A 15013-nucleotide genomic window follows, 5' to 3' on the forward strand; every position below is an offset into this window, starting at 1 on the left:
TGTTTGCATAGTATACTTATGCTAACAAGGTTGTGCTTATTTTGTTGTAATGTGAGAGAAAAAGAGAGGGTTTTATGTTACGTAAAAGTATAGTTATGATGTTACTAGCAGCTGCTTTCACCATAAATGTAAGTGCTGTACAGATCGAAGTACCAGCCGGACAGCCGCCTATGCCAGGGGCAGATGCGAGCATTCCTGCTAATGCGTATGAGAATTATCGGGCCGATAGCTTGAGTAATGTAGGAGCTAGTGATGTTATAAAGTTACATTCTGAATCTAAGAAGCGTATGGAAATGTATATAACTGACTGGGGACTAACACGAGATGAAGTCAATCAGATAGCAAGCGATTCTGAAAAGCTGATAGACTTAATTGTTAATGAGACTGCAGTTGTGTTGTTGCATGATGATCGTAATAACATCCGAGCATCTGTCCCTGGACTACTATTAGCAAGTAAATATTACCCAAAACGCAGTGATGGTGAACGTTTATCTATTGTAAGAGAGAATTCCATATTTTTTGCGATCGGTACGAAACCAAATTATGATGATGCATTAGGTAAACTAAAATCAGAGCGAAAAGGGGAGTTCATATATCCTGGTATTTCACATGGTAAATGGGCTATTGATACAGAATCTTTTGGTGAGAATACGCCTGCTATGGTTGCTGTAGTTGGTTTAGATAATCAACCAAATCAAGAATATATGATAGGCCTTAGCTACAAAAATCAGCCTGTTACCAATAAGATCGAGCGCGTTATGAGTAATTATGTAATTCCATCGATTCGTTCTTTAGATGACTTGGATCATTATAGTGAAAGTATCAGCTGGGATAATCTCATGTATCGCATTCCTAAAGGGCTTAAACTAACAGCACAGAAGTCATTAAAGGACTCTGCTAAAATAAGGGACTATCGTGGATTGGGGATGCAACTTGTTGTGGACAAGAAACCTGTAAAAGTAGATGATAAATATATTTACTCTTTTATTAATGAAATTTCGGAGGTAAAGCCGGAAAGCCAAATTATAGGTGATGCACCTATTCAAGCAGCATCTGTTTGGAATAATGGTGTGCCTAGTCTTTTGGTAGATAACTATCAACCAGGTAAAAAATCTTTAATGTATCGATTCTTACGCGATGACAAGAATATATACATTATGAGTTTAGTTTATACCGACGGGGCTGTGCCATATTCTCATATTCAGCTGCGTAATACAGTAGAATATTCTGACTTTGCAAATATTGAAACATTGAGGAATAAAGTAATCCGCATGCAAAGTCGAGAAAAGATGTAATACAGTTGTGTGTATATAGTTTGTAAATTTTAAGAGGGTTTTAGTGTAAAATTGAAAGTAAGTTATATACTATTGTGTCCGCATGAGAGGAGACCATTATGTCTAAAAAGAAGATTATTATTGCTGCATTAGTAGCCATTGTGGCCATTGCTCTAGGTTGGTATTTCTTGTATTTCACAAAAACACCTGTCTATTCTTTGAATCTTGCTCGTGAAGCCGTAGAAAAGCACGATGTGAATGCTTTCAAAAAACATGTCGATGTAGATTCTATTATCGGTTCTGGCTATGATGATGTTGTGGCTATGCAATTGGAAGATCCTGAAATTAAGGATAACCCACTTAAAGGCCTTGCTGAGGTGATGTTCCAAGGTTTGAAACCTAAGATTGTGCCTATTTTGAGTAATGAAATTTACAGTGCCATTGCAAAGCAACCTGAAAGTTCAGACCAAAATGCTCGCGAAAAACAAGCCGCTGATGACATGAAAGAAAAAACAGGTATTAAAGATCTTGAGTTCAAAAGCATTGGTTCTGCCACTGTTGATGGTAATAGCGCCGTTGTGCCTGTTACATTTAACTCTAAAGAACTTAACCAAGACGTAACGTTTAACCTTGCTATGAAAAAACTTGATGATGGCACATGGCAAGCCGTTAAAATCAACAACTTTAAAGAATTCCTTGCCCTTGTAGAACAACATGAAAAACAAGGTAAGGCAAAATAAGAATACGCGTTATATTAGGTAATTTGAAATAGCTACATAAAACTAAATAGAATACAAACAGCCAGTACTGTGATTACGGTACTGGCTGTTTTGTTTGTGTATCTTAAGATAGTAGATTAGTTGTATTTAGTTTTCTAGTTAGCGATTCTCTGGAAACACAACATGTTGCTGTAGTTTAAATTCAGGATTATTCGTAGAATCAAAGAACTCAATCATATTCCGTAATTTTTGGACTTCATCAGCACTTAAAAATTTTGGATAAAAGATGATATAGATAAAATGATAGGTACCATCATAGGATTCAAAGTTTAGGATGTGATTATCCCTATACGGTTCATAGCTGTGTATGGAGAGCCCAGGAATATTGTTATTCCATACAACAGAGTAATTTATATAATCTGGTGTTGGGTGGTACCGGTACATATCCCAGAATGAACGTAACTCTCTGTTAAAATTGTAATGACCATTAATAATAGGATTGCCAGCATACGGATTCTTAGCGGGATTGATAGTAGAAATGAAAAAGGTTATGGTGCCCTTTTTGTAATATCTAATATCTTGATATTCGTCCTTGCTTTCACCATCGAATATGGCATCCTTAGGTACGCGATACTGTATGCCGTTTAGATTTTCTATGCGTGAATATTCATTCAACTCATTGAGGTTTTTCATCGATGGAAGCACGTAATTGGCGAGTAGATTGTCAGTAGGCACCTTATTCAACACCGGTTTATTATCAAAATAGGCGATACCTGCGTGATATAGAGGATACCGTATGGCAAAGCCCATATGTTTAAAGTTGATGGTATCCACGGTCATCGTCGTTTTTTGACCATTTTTGAGGTAAGGCATTTTCATGCTGTCCCAAGTACTATAGGTAACGGTAGGGTATGAAAATACAGTCGCCTTTATATCAGAAATATGCTTTTCTAGATTCTTCTTTGCTTTATCTTGTAAGAACTTACGAACGTCCTTGTCTGTTAGTTTTTCATAGGCAATTTTAGTGTTGCGCCAATCCTGATCTTTGTAATCTGCATAGTCGATTTCTAGATTAAGATTGCCATTATCGGTTATAACGCGATAATCCTCTATAGTGCGATCAGGATTTTTATACCGACCAATATTATATTCACTCTTTATGCTTGCTACGGGGAATGAAAGCCGAATCTGGCTGTAGTGATTGTAAACGGAAATCACCGTATTGTGGTAATGTTCTCCGCGATATATGGAGGCTTCTTTTGCATAGGCTAGTTCGTTTCTGCTAATGCCGTTGGCTTTATCGGTGCTCTTTAACGTTTCTACATAATTGGCCACATCCTGTTCAATGGTTTGGTTTGTGGCTTGATAATTTATATACGCATCCTTTGGGATTTTAGGATCCGCACCAGGAATATTGACGTCGATGGCCTTTACTGGCGACAGTATAGTGCTCATGATGAAAGCACCCACTATGAGTGGTAATTTTAGCATAATAGCTTCTCCTGCTTACATGCTCCTTGTTATAGGAGCTATAACAATACTTATATTCTCTTTATTAAGTATAATTATATAACTTTCTTATATGTTAAGCAGTAATGAGTTTGCATGCCTCTATGCACTAAATTTTACACATCTACTCATTTATACTAAAGGTGTAAACAGCGTTAGCTTTCATCAAGATTGGTAAGATAAAAGGGGGATGTCCTATGAATCAAGGTTTAGTGCGCCAAATTAATGATATCGTTAGACCCTATCGAAAAGCGCGGATGGGTATGCTCATTGTGATTAGTGATCCTGTTGGCCAAAGTGGCCCGACGCCACCGTTAGCATGGCAGTATATGATTGGCCGAAATTGGTATAAGCATACGATTCATGGCACGGCATCCGTGAATGGTGTACATGGACAGCAGCCGGTGGAAATGACCTTGTTTGCATGGCCTGAAAATCGGATTGCGGACTGGCACAGCGTGGGCGGTTGGTATACGCAGCGGTATGGGTATCCTTGCGTGCTCTGCGTGTCGCCTACGGGGCACACCAAGATGCTTCGTTATGATCATGGCAAGATGCGGTATGGCGATGACTTAGGGGACTGGGATCCTCATCAGATTGAGACCTATGGTAGCACTGTTTTAGGTGAAAGCTACGCTTGTACGGGCATTGACGTTGATTATCGGCGTATGCAATTTCCTGAGTTTAATCGTCAAGATGGCATTCATTTTGGTGCTTTATCTGATTATATTGGCAGTGAATATATTTTACTATTCCCCAAAAGGCGTATTAGTTTAGTTCGTAGAGGAATATGGCGCCATTCGATTGAAGACCTCGCTAATATATGTAATGTACCCTTTGATGTAGTGGAGCAAACCTATCTCGATACGCCTGATGACCCAACGGAATATAGGGAAACCTTTTATGCTCTGTATGTGCGAAAATCAAGATTACAAGAAGTATTTGGCGTTTTGAAACGAACCCTTATGTCTAGAGCCATTACTTGGATGCTTTGTATCACACCAAGAGGGTATATGTATCATATTTCTCCATGTACAAATAGTGATACGGGGCTAACAACCAGCACCTTACCTAACATTGCATATGACCCACATGCCGATGAATTTTTGGCCCTTCTCGCTAAAGATAGATGGGAATTGTGTGGTAATTATGGACTGTTTTCACTTGATACATACAAATCATTTATGGAAACACAAGATTGCTACATCAAAACGATTTTGCCAGATTCAGAATTTACCTATTGCGCTCCGTCAGTCATGACCGTCATAGCAGGGCACAATATCATTCAGAACTTACTGAAAACACCATGTGTATGGGCATAAAAAGAGCATATATATCGTCAAATACGAATAAACCATAAAACAATAGGCACAATGCTTCTTAGCATAGTATACTTATACTAAGAAGTGTTGTGCTTATTTTATGTTGAGAGAAGAGGATGTAATATGATGCGGCGTAGCTTATTTATGATGGCGATGGCATTAGCTTTTACTATGAATGTTAATGCCGTAGAGATTGAGGTGCCGGCCGGACAACCTCCTATACCTGGTGCAGACAGGAAAATTCCTGCAAATGCCTATGAAAATTATTCACATATCAATGAGACGGCTGTTAAGGAGGTAGACGCATATGTGGCGTATGTTAAGTCTCATCCGAGAGCCTCAGATTCATTGATAGCAAAAATTAATCAAGAGAAACCTGGATATGATAAAGCTGTTAGATTAGCAGAGTTTTCACAATCTACTGTTGTTTTGGTGCATGACAAAGCCAATGCGATTCGTTTCTCTGTGCCTGATGTTAGTATTCGAGGTGATGTAATTACGTCGAATACAGAAAAAGGACCATTATATGCTGTTCGGAGCCTTACTGGATTTTTGCTTGTAGGTCCTCCTCATAGTAAGCAAATAAAGGGTTATGAGCATGGAAAGTATACATATGACAATTTAAAACAGGCTTCTTGGAAACTTGTGTCGGATCCTAAAGAACATGTGATGTATACTGAATTCACTCCGTTTAATTCCAACCATACGTATGGCATTACATATGGCCGTTCTGTGACGAAGAATGATCCATTCCAAAATCAACCTGCTGAAGTAGTCATGAGCAATTATATTATTCCATCAATTGAATCGATTGCGGGATTAGATTCTTATTCTAAGACTGAAAGATGGGGTAATTTTACGTATCGTATTCCTAAAACTGCTAAATTGATCAGTCAAACTGTAGAAGAAGGTCGGTATGAGGTGCGAACCTATGAAGATAAGGGAATCACGATTCGTGTTATACGTCATATATTTAAGAAAGATCATATAGATCGTTCTAGCGCCACACCTCAAATACTGTGGTTTTTGGATAAATATGGCGACCTTGATTTACCTACCCAATATGCTACCGTATGGAACAACGGCTTGCCAGGATTCTTGATTGATCGTCAAATAACCAAAGGTAACTCGTACTTGAGACACTATACAAAAGATTCAGTATATGCTTATAGTTATCGAATTCTTTATGATGAAAGTATGTCCTTATATAATCATAAACAGTTGAGAGATATGATTGAATATGTAGACTTTGATAATACAAGAACACTTCAAAAGGAACCGCAATGGAGAGTAGACGAGACCTATAAGAAGCAGTTAGAAGCAAATTCGGTTTATATTCCTTGGTATATGAAGAAAATAGCACTTTATAATTAATACTTTCACCAAGTTGGCCAAAGGCAGAGCAATATCGTCATTATAGACCTGGTCAGGTCATAGGGGCCTATTTGCCTGCTGAAGATATGAAAATTGCAGGTGTGTCCCTTGGTACATCTTTTGATGCAGTAAAGGCTAGCCTTGGTCAGCCGACTAGTGAAAAACGTGATGAGCTTACCTATGGAGGCATTAAATTCGGACATTCCTTGATGCAAGACAGCAGACCTATCGTATGGTATATAACCGTAAGCAATCGCGATGCTGTAACTGCTCGAGGCATTGCCGTTGGCGATACCTTGAAAAAGGTTATGGACGTCTATGGACGCCCTGATTTTATCGACTTTAATAACCGGTGGTTCTATGGATATCTTAGATATAATAGCGATAACATTCGCGGTATATTCTTTGAAAATAATGGTAGCAAGGTGACGAAGATTATCATAAGCGATAATTGAGTGATTTTTTATAAGAGGTGGTGACTATTAGTGTCATAGGCAGGTGTTGAAATTATCCGTGTAGAAAATCTTTATAGAATAAATCATCGTAGTTTAGTTTTATATTTTTACCTGTAAAATATGCAGTGATATTGAATTATACCTGTATAACAGGTATAATAAAGGAGAAATATTCTATGATTATTAGTTTCAAGGATAAGGACACGGAAAAAATTTATCATCAATTATTTACTAAACGATTTTCTCTTTCTATTCAACGTTTAGCATTGAGAAAATTGATTTTGTTAGATAATGCTGCCTCGATTAATGATTTACGATGGCCTCCTGGTAATAGATTAGAATTGTTAAAAGGTGACAGAATAGAGCAATATAGTCTTAGGATAAATAATCAGTATAGGATTTGCTTTCAAGTAAAAGATATAAATTGTTTTTATAATGTTGAAATTGTGGATTACCATTAAAGAGGTTATACTTATGAAAAATTATATTTCTACTCCAACAATTAGTGAGATGTTAAAAGAAGAATTTATGGAACCACTTGGCTTGACGGCGTATCGACTAGCAAAAGACATTAAAGTACCTGTGTCTAGAATTCAAGAAATTTTACATGATAAACGGAGAATTACTGCTGATACGGATTTACGGCTTTGTAAATATTTTGGTATGTCTAATGGTTTTTTCTTGAGAGTTCAAATGGATCTTGATTTACGTGAGGCTCAAACAAATAGTCGTTTACTTGAAACGTTACAGTCAATAGAACGGTGTAGCGCTATTCCAACAGATGATATATAAAACAATAAATTGAAATTAATCGATGTATCTGCTACACTATACATATGAATAATGATTCTTAGTGTTATATGTAGATAAAGGAGTTCCTATGTTATTTGTAGAATATCCAAAATGCACAACGTGCAAAAAAGCAAAGAAGTTCTTAGATGATCATCATATTGAGTACACAGACCGTGATATTAAATCTGAAAATCCTACAGCTGAGGAAATCGCTGCATGGTATCCTCAATCTGGTAAGGATTTGAAAGCGTTCTTTAACACGTCTGGCTTGATTTATCGTGAGCAACAATTAAAGGATAAGTTGCCAGGTCTTAGCGAAGAGGAAAAATTAGCTTTGTTGGCATCCAACGGTATGCTCGTAAAGCGTCCAATTTTGGTATTAGAAGATAAGGTCTTGGTAGGCTTTAAAGAAAAAGAATGGATAGAAGCACTAAATTTGTAATTAGCTGAATGACATCGTACCCCATAGTCTGATTACTATTATAAACGGCTGTAATAGCATGCGCAGTACATGCATGTTGTTACAGTCGTTTTTTGACAGCATATACAGTTTTTCGGTATACTAATAGATATTTCATTAGTTTTTCATTAATGAATCGTGAACGTAAGATATGAGAGAGTGTATATGCGATTTTTAGTGTATGTGTTGTGTGGGGTATTACTGGCTCCTACTGTGTGGGCCAGTGATACGGCGCTATCTACGAAAAATGGACAAGTGAATACTGAGGAATTTCATATTTCGCCGGCCTATTTGCCGGACCATCAGATTGGTGAAAGCGGACCGTTGGTAATGGATACAACAGAGCGTAAAACAACGCGATATTCTAATGTTGATGCGGTGAATTCCGCTATCAATGCAGTGGCTGTGTCCAATATCAACAATGATATGCATACCAATGGTAAAGCATGGATGAAACGAACCACCGTGGCGCTTAGCTTTCAGAAGGATTGGAAGCCCCTCTACAGCGCAGAAACGGTGCAGCCCATAGGCCATTATGACGACAAATCCCGCCAAGTTTGGTTTACCCAAGGTTCCGTGGCACGCGCTGCGGACGTTGGTACGACCCTTAACAGCGGTTTTGGCTATCGCCGCATCAGCAGTGATGACCATCATTTGCATGGCGCGAACCTGTTTTATGATCACCGTTTCAAGGGCCAACATAGACGCATGAGTGCTGGTCTTGAGTATCTTTCTGGTGAAAGCGAGTTCCGTTTCAACTATTATCGTGGTATGAGTGATGAACATATGGTCAATGGTGCATTGGAACGTATTACCGATGGCTATACCGTGTCCTATGGAAAAACCTTTAAAAATGCGCGCTGGGCTCGCATCTATGGAGAAGCCTATCATTGGACTCTGGACCGTAGCGCTGATAAAAACGGATTGCGACTTGGCACTGAACTGCAACTGACACCGCGCGTGTCTATTGATATGGGATTCAATAAACCAGAACACTCTTCCGGTAGTGCCTATGGCAAAATCATGTTCCGCCTTGCCGGTACCGATATGGCGTGGTACGGTGGAAAACACAAACTCGATACAGAATCTACAGTGCGATCTAAAATGCTTGAAACAGTAAGAAGAGATAATACGATCGTTGTGGAATAATAGAATGGGGCTGTAACAAACAGCCTCATTTTTAGACTCATCGGAAAATATCAGCGAATGTTATTAAAAAAGATATAAGTGCATAGAAGTACACAATTTAAAACGTTAAAAATATGCTATAATTAATATACTATTTATAATTTAGAGAGAGTGTTTATTATGCATATTACAAAGCCTCTACTATGGCTGTTAGAACCGTATATCGTATACAAAGCCTATTTGTGGGGGCTTCGTTTTTATTCGCATCCTGTGACTTGGGAAGGGGAACCCGATTGGTTTTCTTTGACACTAACCACATTGCTCGCCATTGATGCCATTGTATTGCCGTTATTACTGCTATACCTGCCTGCGTGCAATCCAGATAAGAACGTTCCACGATGGATTATAAAAATCGTCAATCCTCTAGATCGTTTTGTGGCTTGGGTTGAAAGTAAACAACTTGGGGCCGTATGGATGAAAATTATCGGTGCCTTATGGGCATTTTTTATATACCTCGTGCCTGTCTATATCGGTGGACAATTAGCTATGGCCGTTGTTGTAGCACTTATTTATGATGTACTCATCTGGGCAACCATGCAAGTATAATCAATCCATATAGGGAATTGTATAATCCTTATATAAATATAGAAATAGAAAAATCGCGACTAGTTAATTAGTTTCTAATCAACTAGTCGCGATTTTTAATTTATTAGACATTAGTAAGTCCTTTTTAGAATTAGAACAGGCCTGTACTAAATTGTAGAACCACATATGGTACTCATTAGAATTAGAACAGGCCTGTACTAAATTGCAGAACTATATATAGGGCTCATTGGAATTAGTACAGGCCTGTTCTATTTTGTAGGACACATATATATGTCTATTGGCCCTTATCTCCAAGTGTGAGCATTAAGAATACGATGGATATGATACATGAATAACTGCTCATGTATTTGTGTAATAAACACATGCAAAAATAGAATACAGTTAATAAAATCAGTAATTATCTAGCTTTATCCAAACACATGATGCGCACTATTAAAATTAACCTAAGCTTTGCCCTCATTCTGAATGGTATTGCCATTATCTTAGCCATGATTGGTACGCTTTCACCAGTATGGGGCGCCCTCGTACACAATGGGGGAAGCTTACTCGTAGTACTTAACTCGGCATTATATTGTCTTGGAAATATAAAACTAATTCTGACGAAGACAGAAATCCATATGTAGGCAAACTTGTAAGTAATCAATAATCTATATATAGGAAAACTTGTAAGCAATCAATAATTCATAGTAGAATACTCTCAAAAGGAGGTTTATCATGAATACATTAGAATGCATAAAAACACGTCATAGTACACGTAAATTCAAACCTGAACCGGTTGCACAAGAATTGCTCGACACCGTTATCGATGCAGGTCGTCGCGCGCCAACAGGGGGCAATTTACAACCTACACATTTTATGGTCATTACCAATCCGGATGTGTTGAAAGAACTCGTGACCCTTGTTCAAGAAGAGTATGGTAAGACAGAAGTAACGGAACAAACGCCACCATACATGGTGAACATCATTAAAATGTCCAAAGAGGGCAAATTTGTATTCCACTACAATGCACCAGTGCTCATCGTATTGGCTCATAAACCTGTGCTAGCCAATAATTTCTCTGATACAGCTTGTGCTATGGAAAACATGATGCTTGCCTGCAACGAACTAGACTTGGGATCCTGCTGGGTGAACCAATTACGTCACCTACAAGACAACGAACGCATAATCAAACGCCTTCGCGAACTTGGCATGGGCGATGATGAAAAAGTATATGCAAGCCTTGCCATCGGCTATCCAGACTTGCCAAATGGACTAAACCGCAGAGAACTCAATATCAAAGGGAATCCTGTAACCTATATTGACTAATAACTACACACCGAAGGGTCGCATATGCGACCCTTTTCATTTTTAGAATAAAAATAAAAATACACTTGCAAATATACCTATATGGGTATATAGTATATATAATAGTAAATACCTATGGGGGTATGGATATAAATTAGTAATACTATTACTAATGATACAGTTTAGTTGGAGGCAACTATGGCAACGCGAAGCACAATAAAAGACTGGTTTGTCAATCATACGAAACCAATACGAATGGTAATGAACACATTAGATTCTGCAGACGTAGTATCTATGCCTGTTATGCCCATCCATTGGAATAGCGTATCGCAAGAAGCTTTAACCTGGACTATGCTCGTTGATATGGCTGCTGTAGACGATAAAATAACTCATACCAATACATACCATAATTAAGGATAAATATATTTTTAATATCAAAGGGTGCATGGGATTGTATATCGAAAATAAGTTTTTGATGTGCAATCCCATGCACCCTTTTCCTTATAATCTTTATAAATTCCTAATGGATTCTAATATAAAATGCTATATTGCGATTAGCTAAATATAGATTAGCGTGTCATTTTGCCCCCCCTCATCTATGAAACCGTAAGTTGCTGAAGAATTTACAAAGATGTATTGACCGCTTAATGGAAAATTGTGTACAATTATTTTAGAAATATTAATGTGTGTGTAATGGAGGGCTAGTTAATGGCAAAAATAGGTACATTGGCAGGTTATAATCGCGTTTCAGAGGTTCCAGAAGATGATTATTTAATGTTGGAAAATCAATTGGGATTTCCTTTGTATGTAGTAGCTAAGGAAATCGTAAATGCTTATCGTCCGCATTTGGAACCTTTGAATTTGACATATACTCAATACATTGTCATGATGGCATTGTGGGAATATGGTGAATTATCCGTCAAGGAATTAGGGCAAGTGTTGCGCCTCGATTCTGGTACATTGACGCCGTTGCTTAAGAAATTAGAACTAAAAGGGTTCTTAAAGCGTAAACGTAGTCGTAATGATGAACGAGTGGTAATGGTTACTCTTTCAGAAGAAGGCCATGCACTTCGCAAGGACGCTATCGAAGTACCTAAGAAACTAGTAGCTAGCACGCAAGAAGTTTTTACTGTTCATGAAGCTGCTGAATTGAGAAAGTTGCTTAATAAATTATTAGATACCATTGATGCAGCGCATGGTGTTATCAATCCTGAAGATATTAAACGATAAATATGATATAATTTAATTAGATATTGTATTATTGGGTCATTGGGAGTAGACCTAGTGTTACCCGTTTAGGGTGGAGGCGAACATTATGAATAAGAAATTAGTGACTACATTTGCTCTTGCAGCAACATTATTAGTTGGTTCTGTGGTGAGTGCTGCTGACTGGAATGGTTTGGCAAATTACCCAGAAGTGCCAAACAGTGCTAACGGTACAGAAACTTACTACTTTGACAAAGCATCTCAATTTAATTTGATCGATGGTAGTCGCAACTATGTATTCGGTATTAATGTAGTAAATATGCATAACAACCAATATGGCGAAGCTACATTATTCAAATATATTGTGCATCCTAGCTTGCACACTGTATATCGCTTTGCTCCAGATGGTCAATTGTACCAAATCAATCCTGGCACAAACGAATTCAACATGTTCAAAGCTGCTTGGAAAGAAGTATATGGCACAGAGTTTGCATTCCCTGATGTAAATGCTGTTCCTGCAACTGTAAACGTTCATGCATAATAATTAAATACTTATAATGATACGTATAATGGTGAAAGTTCTTTATAAGGGGCTTTCACCATTGTTGTATATATATGAATGTATAGATATCATATAATTATAATTGTGATAGATAGTATGTTAGGTGAAAGTCTATTAATTGTATGTTAGATGAAAGCTTAATAATTATTTTAGGAGGTAAGGATGGCAAAATCTGAATTTGCGCAGGCCTATACGGAACGCATGTTCCCCGATATTGCATCGCCAGCAGGATATATAGACCCTGAGTTTGAAGATCTATTTGAAAACTTTGCCTTTCACGAGGTTATTATAGAGGATGGCTGTAATGTAGCGGCGCATAGCCGTTTCTTGGCCATTTTAGCTACCTTGGTTGGGGCAGGTGCCACAGATGAATATTCGTTGATGATGCCAGCTGCGTTAAATTTTGGTGTCATTCCCGATGAAATCGTGGAACTTATTTATCAAGCGGTACCATATCTTGGCATCGGGAAGGTGCGTCCGTTCTTTAAGATTACTAATAAGATACTCGATTACCGAGATGAAGAAATTCAAAATCCACATCGCAGCACGATTACCAGTGAAAATCGCCTTGAAAAGGGCATCGAAAAGCAAGTGGAAATCTGGGGCGAAGGAATGCATAACTTTTACCAATCGGGACCTGAAGATACGCGTCATATCAATAAATGGTTAGCCAATATGTTCGGTGATTACTATACTCGTAAAGGGCTTAGCACTAAACAACGCGAGCTCATTACCTTTTGTTTTCTCATGGCGCAAGGCGGTTGTGAAGCGCAGCTTAAGGCGCATGTCATTGGTAATTTGAACGTAGGAAATGATAAGAGATTTCTGATTAGCATTGCCTCCCAATGTGTGCCGTATATTGGTTTTCCTCGTGTGTTGAATGCATTGTCTTGCATTAATGCGGGCTTTGCCGAATGGGAAGCAAATCACTAAATGGAACACAAATCAATAAATGAGAAGCCAATTAATGAATTGGAAATAAATCAATATATGATGTAGTAGCCAAGTGCTATTAGATAACAAGGAGTAGTATGATTCTTTCTGGATTAAGTTTAATTATGATTATCGCGTCCATTCCGGCGCTAATCATTGCTGCTGCAGGGCACGAGTATGCTCATGCTAAGGCAGCAGATTTACTGGGTGACCCCACACCGCGTATGATGGGGCGCCTTACGATGAACCCTTTTGTACACCTTGATCTCATTGGATCTTTGGCCTTGATTATAGGTGGATTTGGCTGGGCCAAACCAGTTGTTGTAAATCCCACCAATTTTAAGGACCCGCGGACCGATGATATGATTGTATCCATCGCAGGGCCTATAGCGAATCTTGTGATGGCCTTTATCGGCTACGTTGTTATGCGATGCCTGGAAGCGGCGAACTTGTTGGGCAATGACTCCTTGTACCTCGTGTTGTTTCTCATCGTCGTGTACAACATTAACTTTGCCATCTTAAATTTAATGCCTGTGCCACCTCTCGATGGCAGCCATATTTTGATGAACTTCTTGCCTCTTAAATGGCAAATTCATGTAGCACGATTTAGCATGGTTTCCTTGCTCATCTTGATCGTTATATTAAATTCACCGATTGCTTCGCACATCTTTGTGCCCTTGCAAAAATCGATTCTCGGTGGTTTTGAAAGCATCGTTAACTTGGTGCTATAACCCAACAAAACAGCCCTTTAAACTTAAAAAAGCTATTAGTTGATTGTATATGATCAACTAATAGCTTTTGTGTTTTAGATGAAAGAGATCTATATATGGTCCTGCAAAATAGAACAGGCCTGTACTAATTCTAAAAAGCCCTGTATGAGGTCCTAAAAAATAGAACAGACCTGTACTAATTCTAAAGAGACCTATATATGGTTCTGCAAAATAGAACAGGCCTGTACTAATTCTAAAAAGCCCTATATGAGGTTCTGTAAAATAGAACAGGCCTGTTCTATTTTAAAACAAGGGATAATATTAAATGCGACCTTGTTCTTTTAGTTCCGCTAGTAATTTTACGATGCGCGGACCACAGCCTTTGCCACCACAGGCACCAGTGCCTGCTCTAGTCGCTTCTTTGACAGCTGGAAATGTATGAGCCCCATTAAAAATGGCCTCTTTAATCGTTTTGCGTGTAATGCTGCGACATGTACACACCTTTGTTAATTTGTCCAGAATTGCCTCTGGTACTTGGTTATTTTCAAATTCCATATATTCCTCTTTGACTCACACGAGTCATTATATACTAAATTACATCGAAACTTTACGATATAGTTTAGTATATCATAGAAAAGGTTGATTTGTTAAGTACATATAACATGGTCGAAGATGATAT

The 15013-nt window shown here is 38.2% G+C and carries 19 protein-coding genes; 17 read left to right on the forward strand and 2 right to left on the reverse strand.

Annotation, left to right across the window (positions count from 1 at the left end):
* Positions 1-74: 74 nt before the first annotated feature.
* Complete coding sequence (locus tag HMPREF1151_RS00120; protein WP_009660614.1) at positions 75-1295, forward strand: hypothetical protein; 1221 nt, start codon at positions 75-77, stop codon at positions 1293-1295.
* 98 nt (positions 1296-1393) lie between these two features.
* The gene (locus HMPREF1151_RS00125; RefSeq protein ID WP_009660686.1) at positions 1394-2014 is read left to right on the forward strand and encodes a hypothetical protein; all 621 of its coding nucleotides are present in this window, start codon (positions 1394-1396) and stop codon (positions 2012-2014) included.
* Between the two features lie 138 nt (positions 2015-2152).
* On the opposite strand, the gene HMPREF1151_RS00130 is transcribed toward HMPREF1151_RS00125, so the two are convergent.
* The gene (locus tag HMPREF1151_RS00130; protein ID WP_009660589.1) at positions 2153-3484 is read right to left on the reverse strand and encodes a hypothetical protein; all 1332 of its coding nucleotides are present in this window, start codon (positions 3482-3484) and stop codon (positions 2153-2155) included.
* A gap of 215 nt (positions 3485-3699) precedes the next feature.
* On the opposite strand from HMPREF1151_RS00130, the gene HMPREF1151_RS00135 reads away from it, so the two are divergent.
* The 15 genes from HMPREF1151_RS00135 (at position 3700) to HMPREF1151_RS00200 (ending at position 14355) form a co-directional block, all read left to right on the forward strand.
* On the forward strand, positions 3700-4824 hold the full coding sequence (locus tag HMPREF1151_RS00135; protein WP_009660651.1) for a hypothetical protein: 1125 nt from the start codon (positions 3700-3702) through the stop codon (positions 4822-4824).
* A gap of 123 nt (positions 4825-4947) precedes the next feature.
* A complete protein-coding gene (locus HMPREF1151_RS00140; RefSeq protein WP_009660719.1) occupies positions 4948-6198 on the forward strand; it encodes a hypothetical protein in 1251 nt (416 codons plus the stop codon).
* Positions 6198-6653, forward strand: a complete 456-nt coding sequence (locus HMPREF1151_RS00145; RefSeq protein ID WP_050988778.1) for a hypothetical protein — start codon at positions 6198-6200, stop codon at positions 6651-6653. The genes HMPREF1151_RS00140 and HMPREF1151_RS00145 overlap by 1 nt, the downstream gene beginning before the upstream one ends.
* A 176-nt stretch (positions 6654-6829) precedes the next feature.
* On the forward strand, positions 6830-7114 hold the full coding sequence (locus HMPREF1151_RS00150) for a type II toxin-antitoxin system RelE/ParE family toxin (RefSeq protein WP_038125098.1): 285 nt from the start codon (positions 6830-6832) through the stop codon (positions 7112-7114).
* A 13-nt stretch (positions 7115-7127) separates the two neighbouring features.
* The gene (locus HMPREF1151_RS00155; RefSeq protein ID WP_009660711.1) at positions 7128-7445 is read left to right on the forward strand and encodes a HigA family addiction module antitoxin; all 318 of its coding nucleotides are present in this window, start codon (positions 7128-7130) and stop codon (positions 7443-7445) included.
* 88 nt (positions 7446-7533) lie between these two features.
* Positions 7534-7887, forward strand: coding sequence for a Spx/MgsR family RNA polymerase-binding regulatory protein (locus HMPREF1151_RS00160; RefSeq protein ID WP_009660717.1), 354 nt, complete (start codon positions 7534-7536; stop codon positions 7885-7887).
* 183 nt (positions 7888-8070) lie between these two features.
* Positions 8071-9054 (forward strand): inverse autotransporter beta-barrel domain-containing protein, encoded by a 984-nt coding sequence (locus HMPREF1151_RS00165; protein WP_038141027.1) that lies wholly within the window; start codon positions 8071-8073, stop codon positions 9052-9054.
* A gap of 159 nt (positions 9055-9213) precedes the next feature.
* Positions 9214-9639, forward strand: coding sequence for a hypothetical protein (locus HMPREF1151_RS00170; RefSeq protein ID WP_009660700.1), 426 nt, complete (start codon positions 9214-9216; stop codon positions 9637-9639).
* 419 nt (positions 9640-10058) lie between these two features.
* On the forward strand, positions 10059-10262 hold the full coding sequence (locus HMPREF1151_RS09805; protein ID WP_232197991.1) for a hypothetical protein: 204 nt from the start codon (positions 10059-10061) through the stop codon (positions 10260-10262).
* Between the two features lie 91 nt (positions 10263-10353).
* Positions 10354-10944, forward strand: a complete 591-nt coding sequence (locus HMPREF1151_RS00175; RefSeq protein ID WP_009660624.1) for a nitroreductase — start codon at positions 10354-10356, stop codon at positions 10942-10944.
* A gap of 177 nt (positions 10945-11121) precedes the next feature.
* Positions 11122-11337 carry a hypothetical protein gene (locus HMPREF1151_RS00180; protein WP_009660714.1) on the forward strand — a complete coding sequence of 72 codons (216 nt, stop codon included), beginning with the start codon at positions 11122-11124 and terminating at the stop codon, positions 11335-11337.
* A gap of 294 nt (positions 11338-11631) precedes the next feature.
* Positions 11632-12153, forward strand: coding sequence for a MarR family winged helix-turn-helix transcriptional regulator (locus HMPREF1151_RS00185; protein WP_009660608.1), 522 nt, complete (start codon positions 11632-11634; stop codon positions 12151-12153).
* An 85-nt stretch (positions 12154-12238) separates the two neighbouring features.
* Entirely contained in the window at positions 12239-12670 is a 432-nt protein-coding gene (locus tag HMPREF1151_RS00190) for a hypothetical protein (RefSeq protein ID WP_009660628.1), read from the forward strand.
* A 183-nt stretch (positions 12671-12853) separates the two neighbouring features.
* Complete coding sequence (locus tag HMPREF1151_RS00195; RefSeq protein WP_009660626.1) at positions 12854-13624, forward strand: carboxymuconolactone decarboxylase family protein; 771 nt, start codon at positions 12854-12856, stop codon at positions 13622-13624.
* A gap of 98 nt (positions 13625-13722) precedes the next feature.
* Complete coding sequence (locus HMPREF1151_RS00200; RefSeq protein WP_009660738.1) at positions 13723-14355, forward strand: site-2 protease family protein; 633 nt, start codon at positions 13723-13725, stop codon at positions 14353-14355.
* Positions 14356-14655: 300 nt separating this feature from the next.
* Here the strand turns inward: HMPREF1151_RS00200 and HMPREF1151_RS00205 are convergent, their stop codons facing one another.
* Complete coding sequence (locus HMPREF1151_RS00205; RefSeq protein WP_005378014.1) at positions 14656-14889, reverse strand: (2Fe-2S)-binding protein; 234 nt, start codon at positions 14887-14889, stop codon at positions 14656-14658.
* Positions 14890-15013: the final 124 nt, after the last annotated feature.

It is taken from the genome of Veillonella sp. ACP1, assembly GCF_000286635.1.
GTDB lineage: Bacteria > Bacillota > Negativicutes > Veillonellales > Veillonellaceae > Veillonella > Veillonella atypica.

Bases quoted from the DNA above. Each gene is read 5' to 3' on its own strand.
- HMPREF1151_RS00190 (WP_009660628.1), top strand. From the start codon at position 12,239: ATGAATAAGAAATTAGTGACTACATTTGCTCTTGCAGCAACATTATTA.
- HMPREF1151_RS00130 (WP_009660589.1), bottom strand. From the start codon at position 3,484: ATGCTAAAATTACCACTCATAGTGGGTGCTTTCATCATGAGCACTATA.
- HMPREF1151_RS09805 (WP_232197991.1), top strand. From the start codon at position 10,059: ATGATGCGCACTATTAAAATTAACCTAAGCTTTGCCCTCATTCTGAAT.
- HMPREF1151_RS00165 (WP_038141027.1), top strand. From the start codon at position 8,071: ATGCGATTTTTAGTGTATGTGTTGTGTGGGGTATTACTGGCTCCTACT.
- HMPREF1151_RS00125 (WP_009660686.1), top strand. From the start codon at position 1,394: ATGTCTAAAAAGAAGATTATTATTGCTGCATTAGTAGCCATTGTGGCC.
- HMPREF1151_RS00140 (WP_009660719.1), top strand. From the start codon at position 4,948: ATGATGCGGCGTAGCTTATTTATGATGGCGATGGCATTAGCTTTTACT.
- HMPREF1151_RS00155 (WP_009660711.1), top strand. From the start codon at position 7,128: ATGAAAAATTATATTTCTACTCCAACAATTAGTGAGATGTTAAAAGAA.
- HMPREF1151_RS00150 (WP_038125098.1), top strand. From the start codon at position 6,830: ATGATTATTAGTTTCAAGGATAAGGACACGGAAAAAATTTATCATCAA.
- HMPREF1151_RS00160 (WP_009660717.1), top strand. From the start codon at position 7,534: ATGTTATTTGTAGAATATCCAAAATGCACAACGTGCAAAAAAGCAAAG.
- HMPREF1151_RS00120 (WP_009660614.1), top strand. From the start codon at position 75: ATGTTACGTAAAAGTATAGTTATGATGTTACTAGCAGCTGCTTTCACC.
- HMPREF1151_RS00135 (WP_009660651.1), top strand. From the start codon at position 3,700: ATGAATCAAGGTTTAGTGCGCCAAATTAATGATATCGTTAGACCCTAT.
- HMPREF1151_RS00200 (WP_009660738.1), top strand. From the start codon at position 13,723: ATGATTCTTTCTGGATTAAGTTTAATTATGATTATCGCGTCCATTCCG.
- HMPREF1151_RS00175 (WP_009660624.1), top strand. From the start codon at position 10,354: ATGAATACATTAGAATGCATAAAAACACGTCATAGTACACGTAAATTC.
- HMPREF1151_RS00205 (WP_005378014.1), bottom strand. From the start codon at position 14,889: ATGGAATTTGAAAATAACCAAGTACCAGAGGCAATTCTGGACAAATTA.
- HMPREF1151_RS00180 (WP_009660714.1), top strand. From the start codon at position 11,122: ATGGCAACGCGAAGCACAATAAAAGACTGGTTTGTCAATCATACGAAA.
- HMPREF1151_RS00195 (WP_009660626.1), top strand. From the start codon at position 12,854: ATGGCAAAATCTGAATTTGCGCAGGCCTATACGGAACGCATGTTCCCC.
- HMPREF1151_RS00185 (WP_009660608.1), top strand. From the start codon at position 11,632: ATGGCAAAAATAGGTACATTGGCAGGTTATAATCGCGTTTCAGAGGTT.
- HMPREF1151_RS00170 (WP_009660700.1), top strand. From the start codon at position 9,214: ATGCATATTACAAAGCCTCTACTATGGCTGTTAGAACCGTATATCGTA.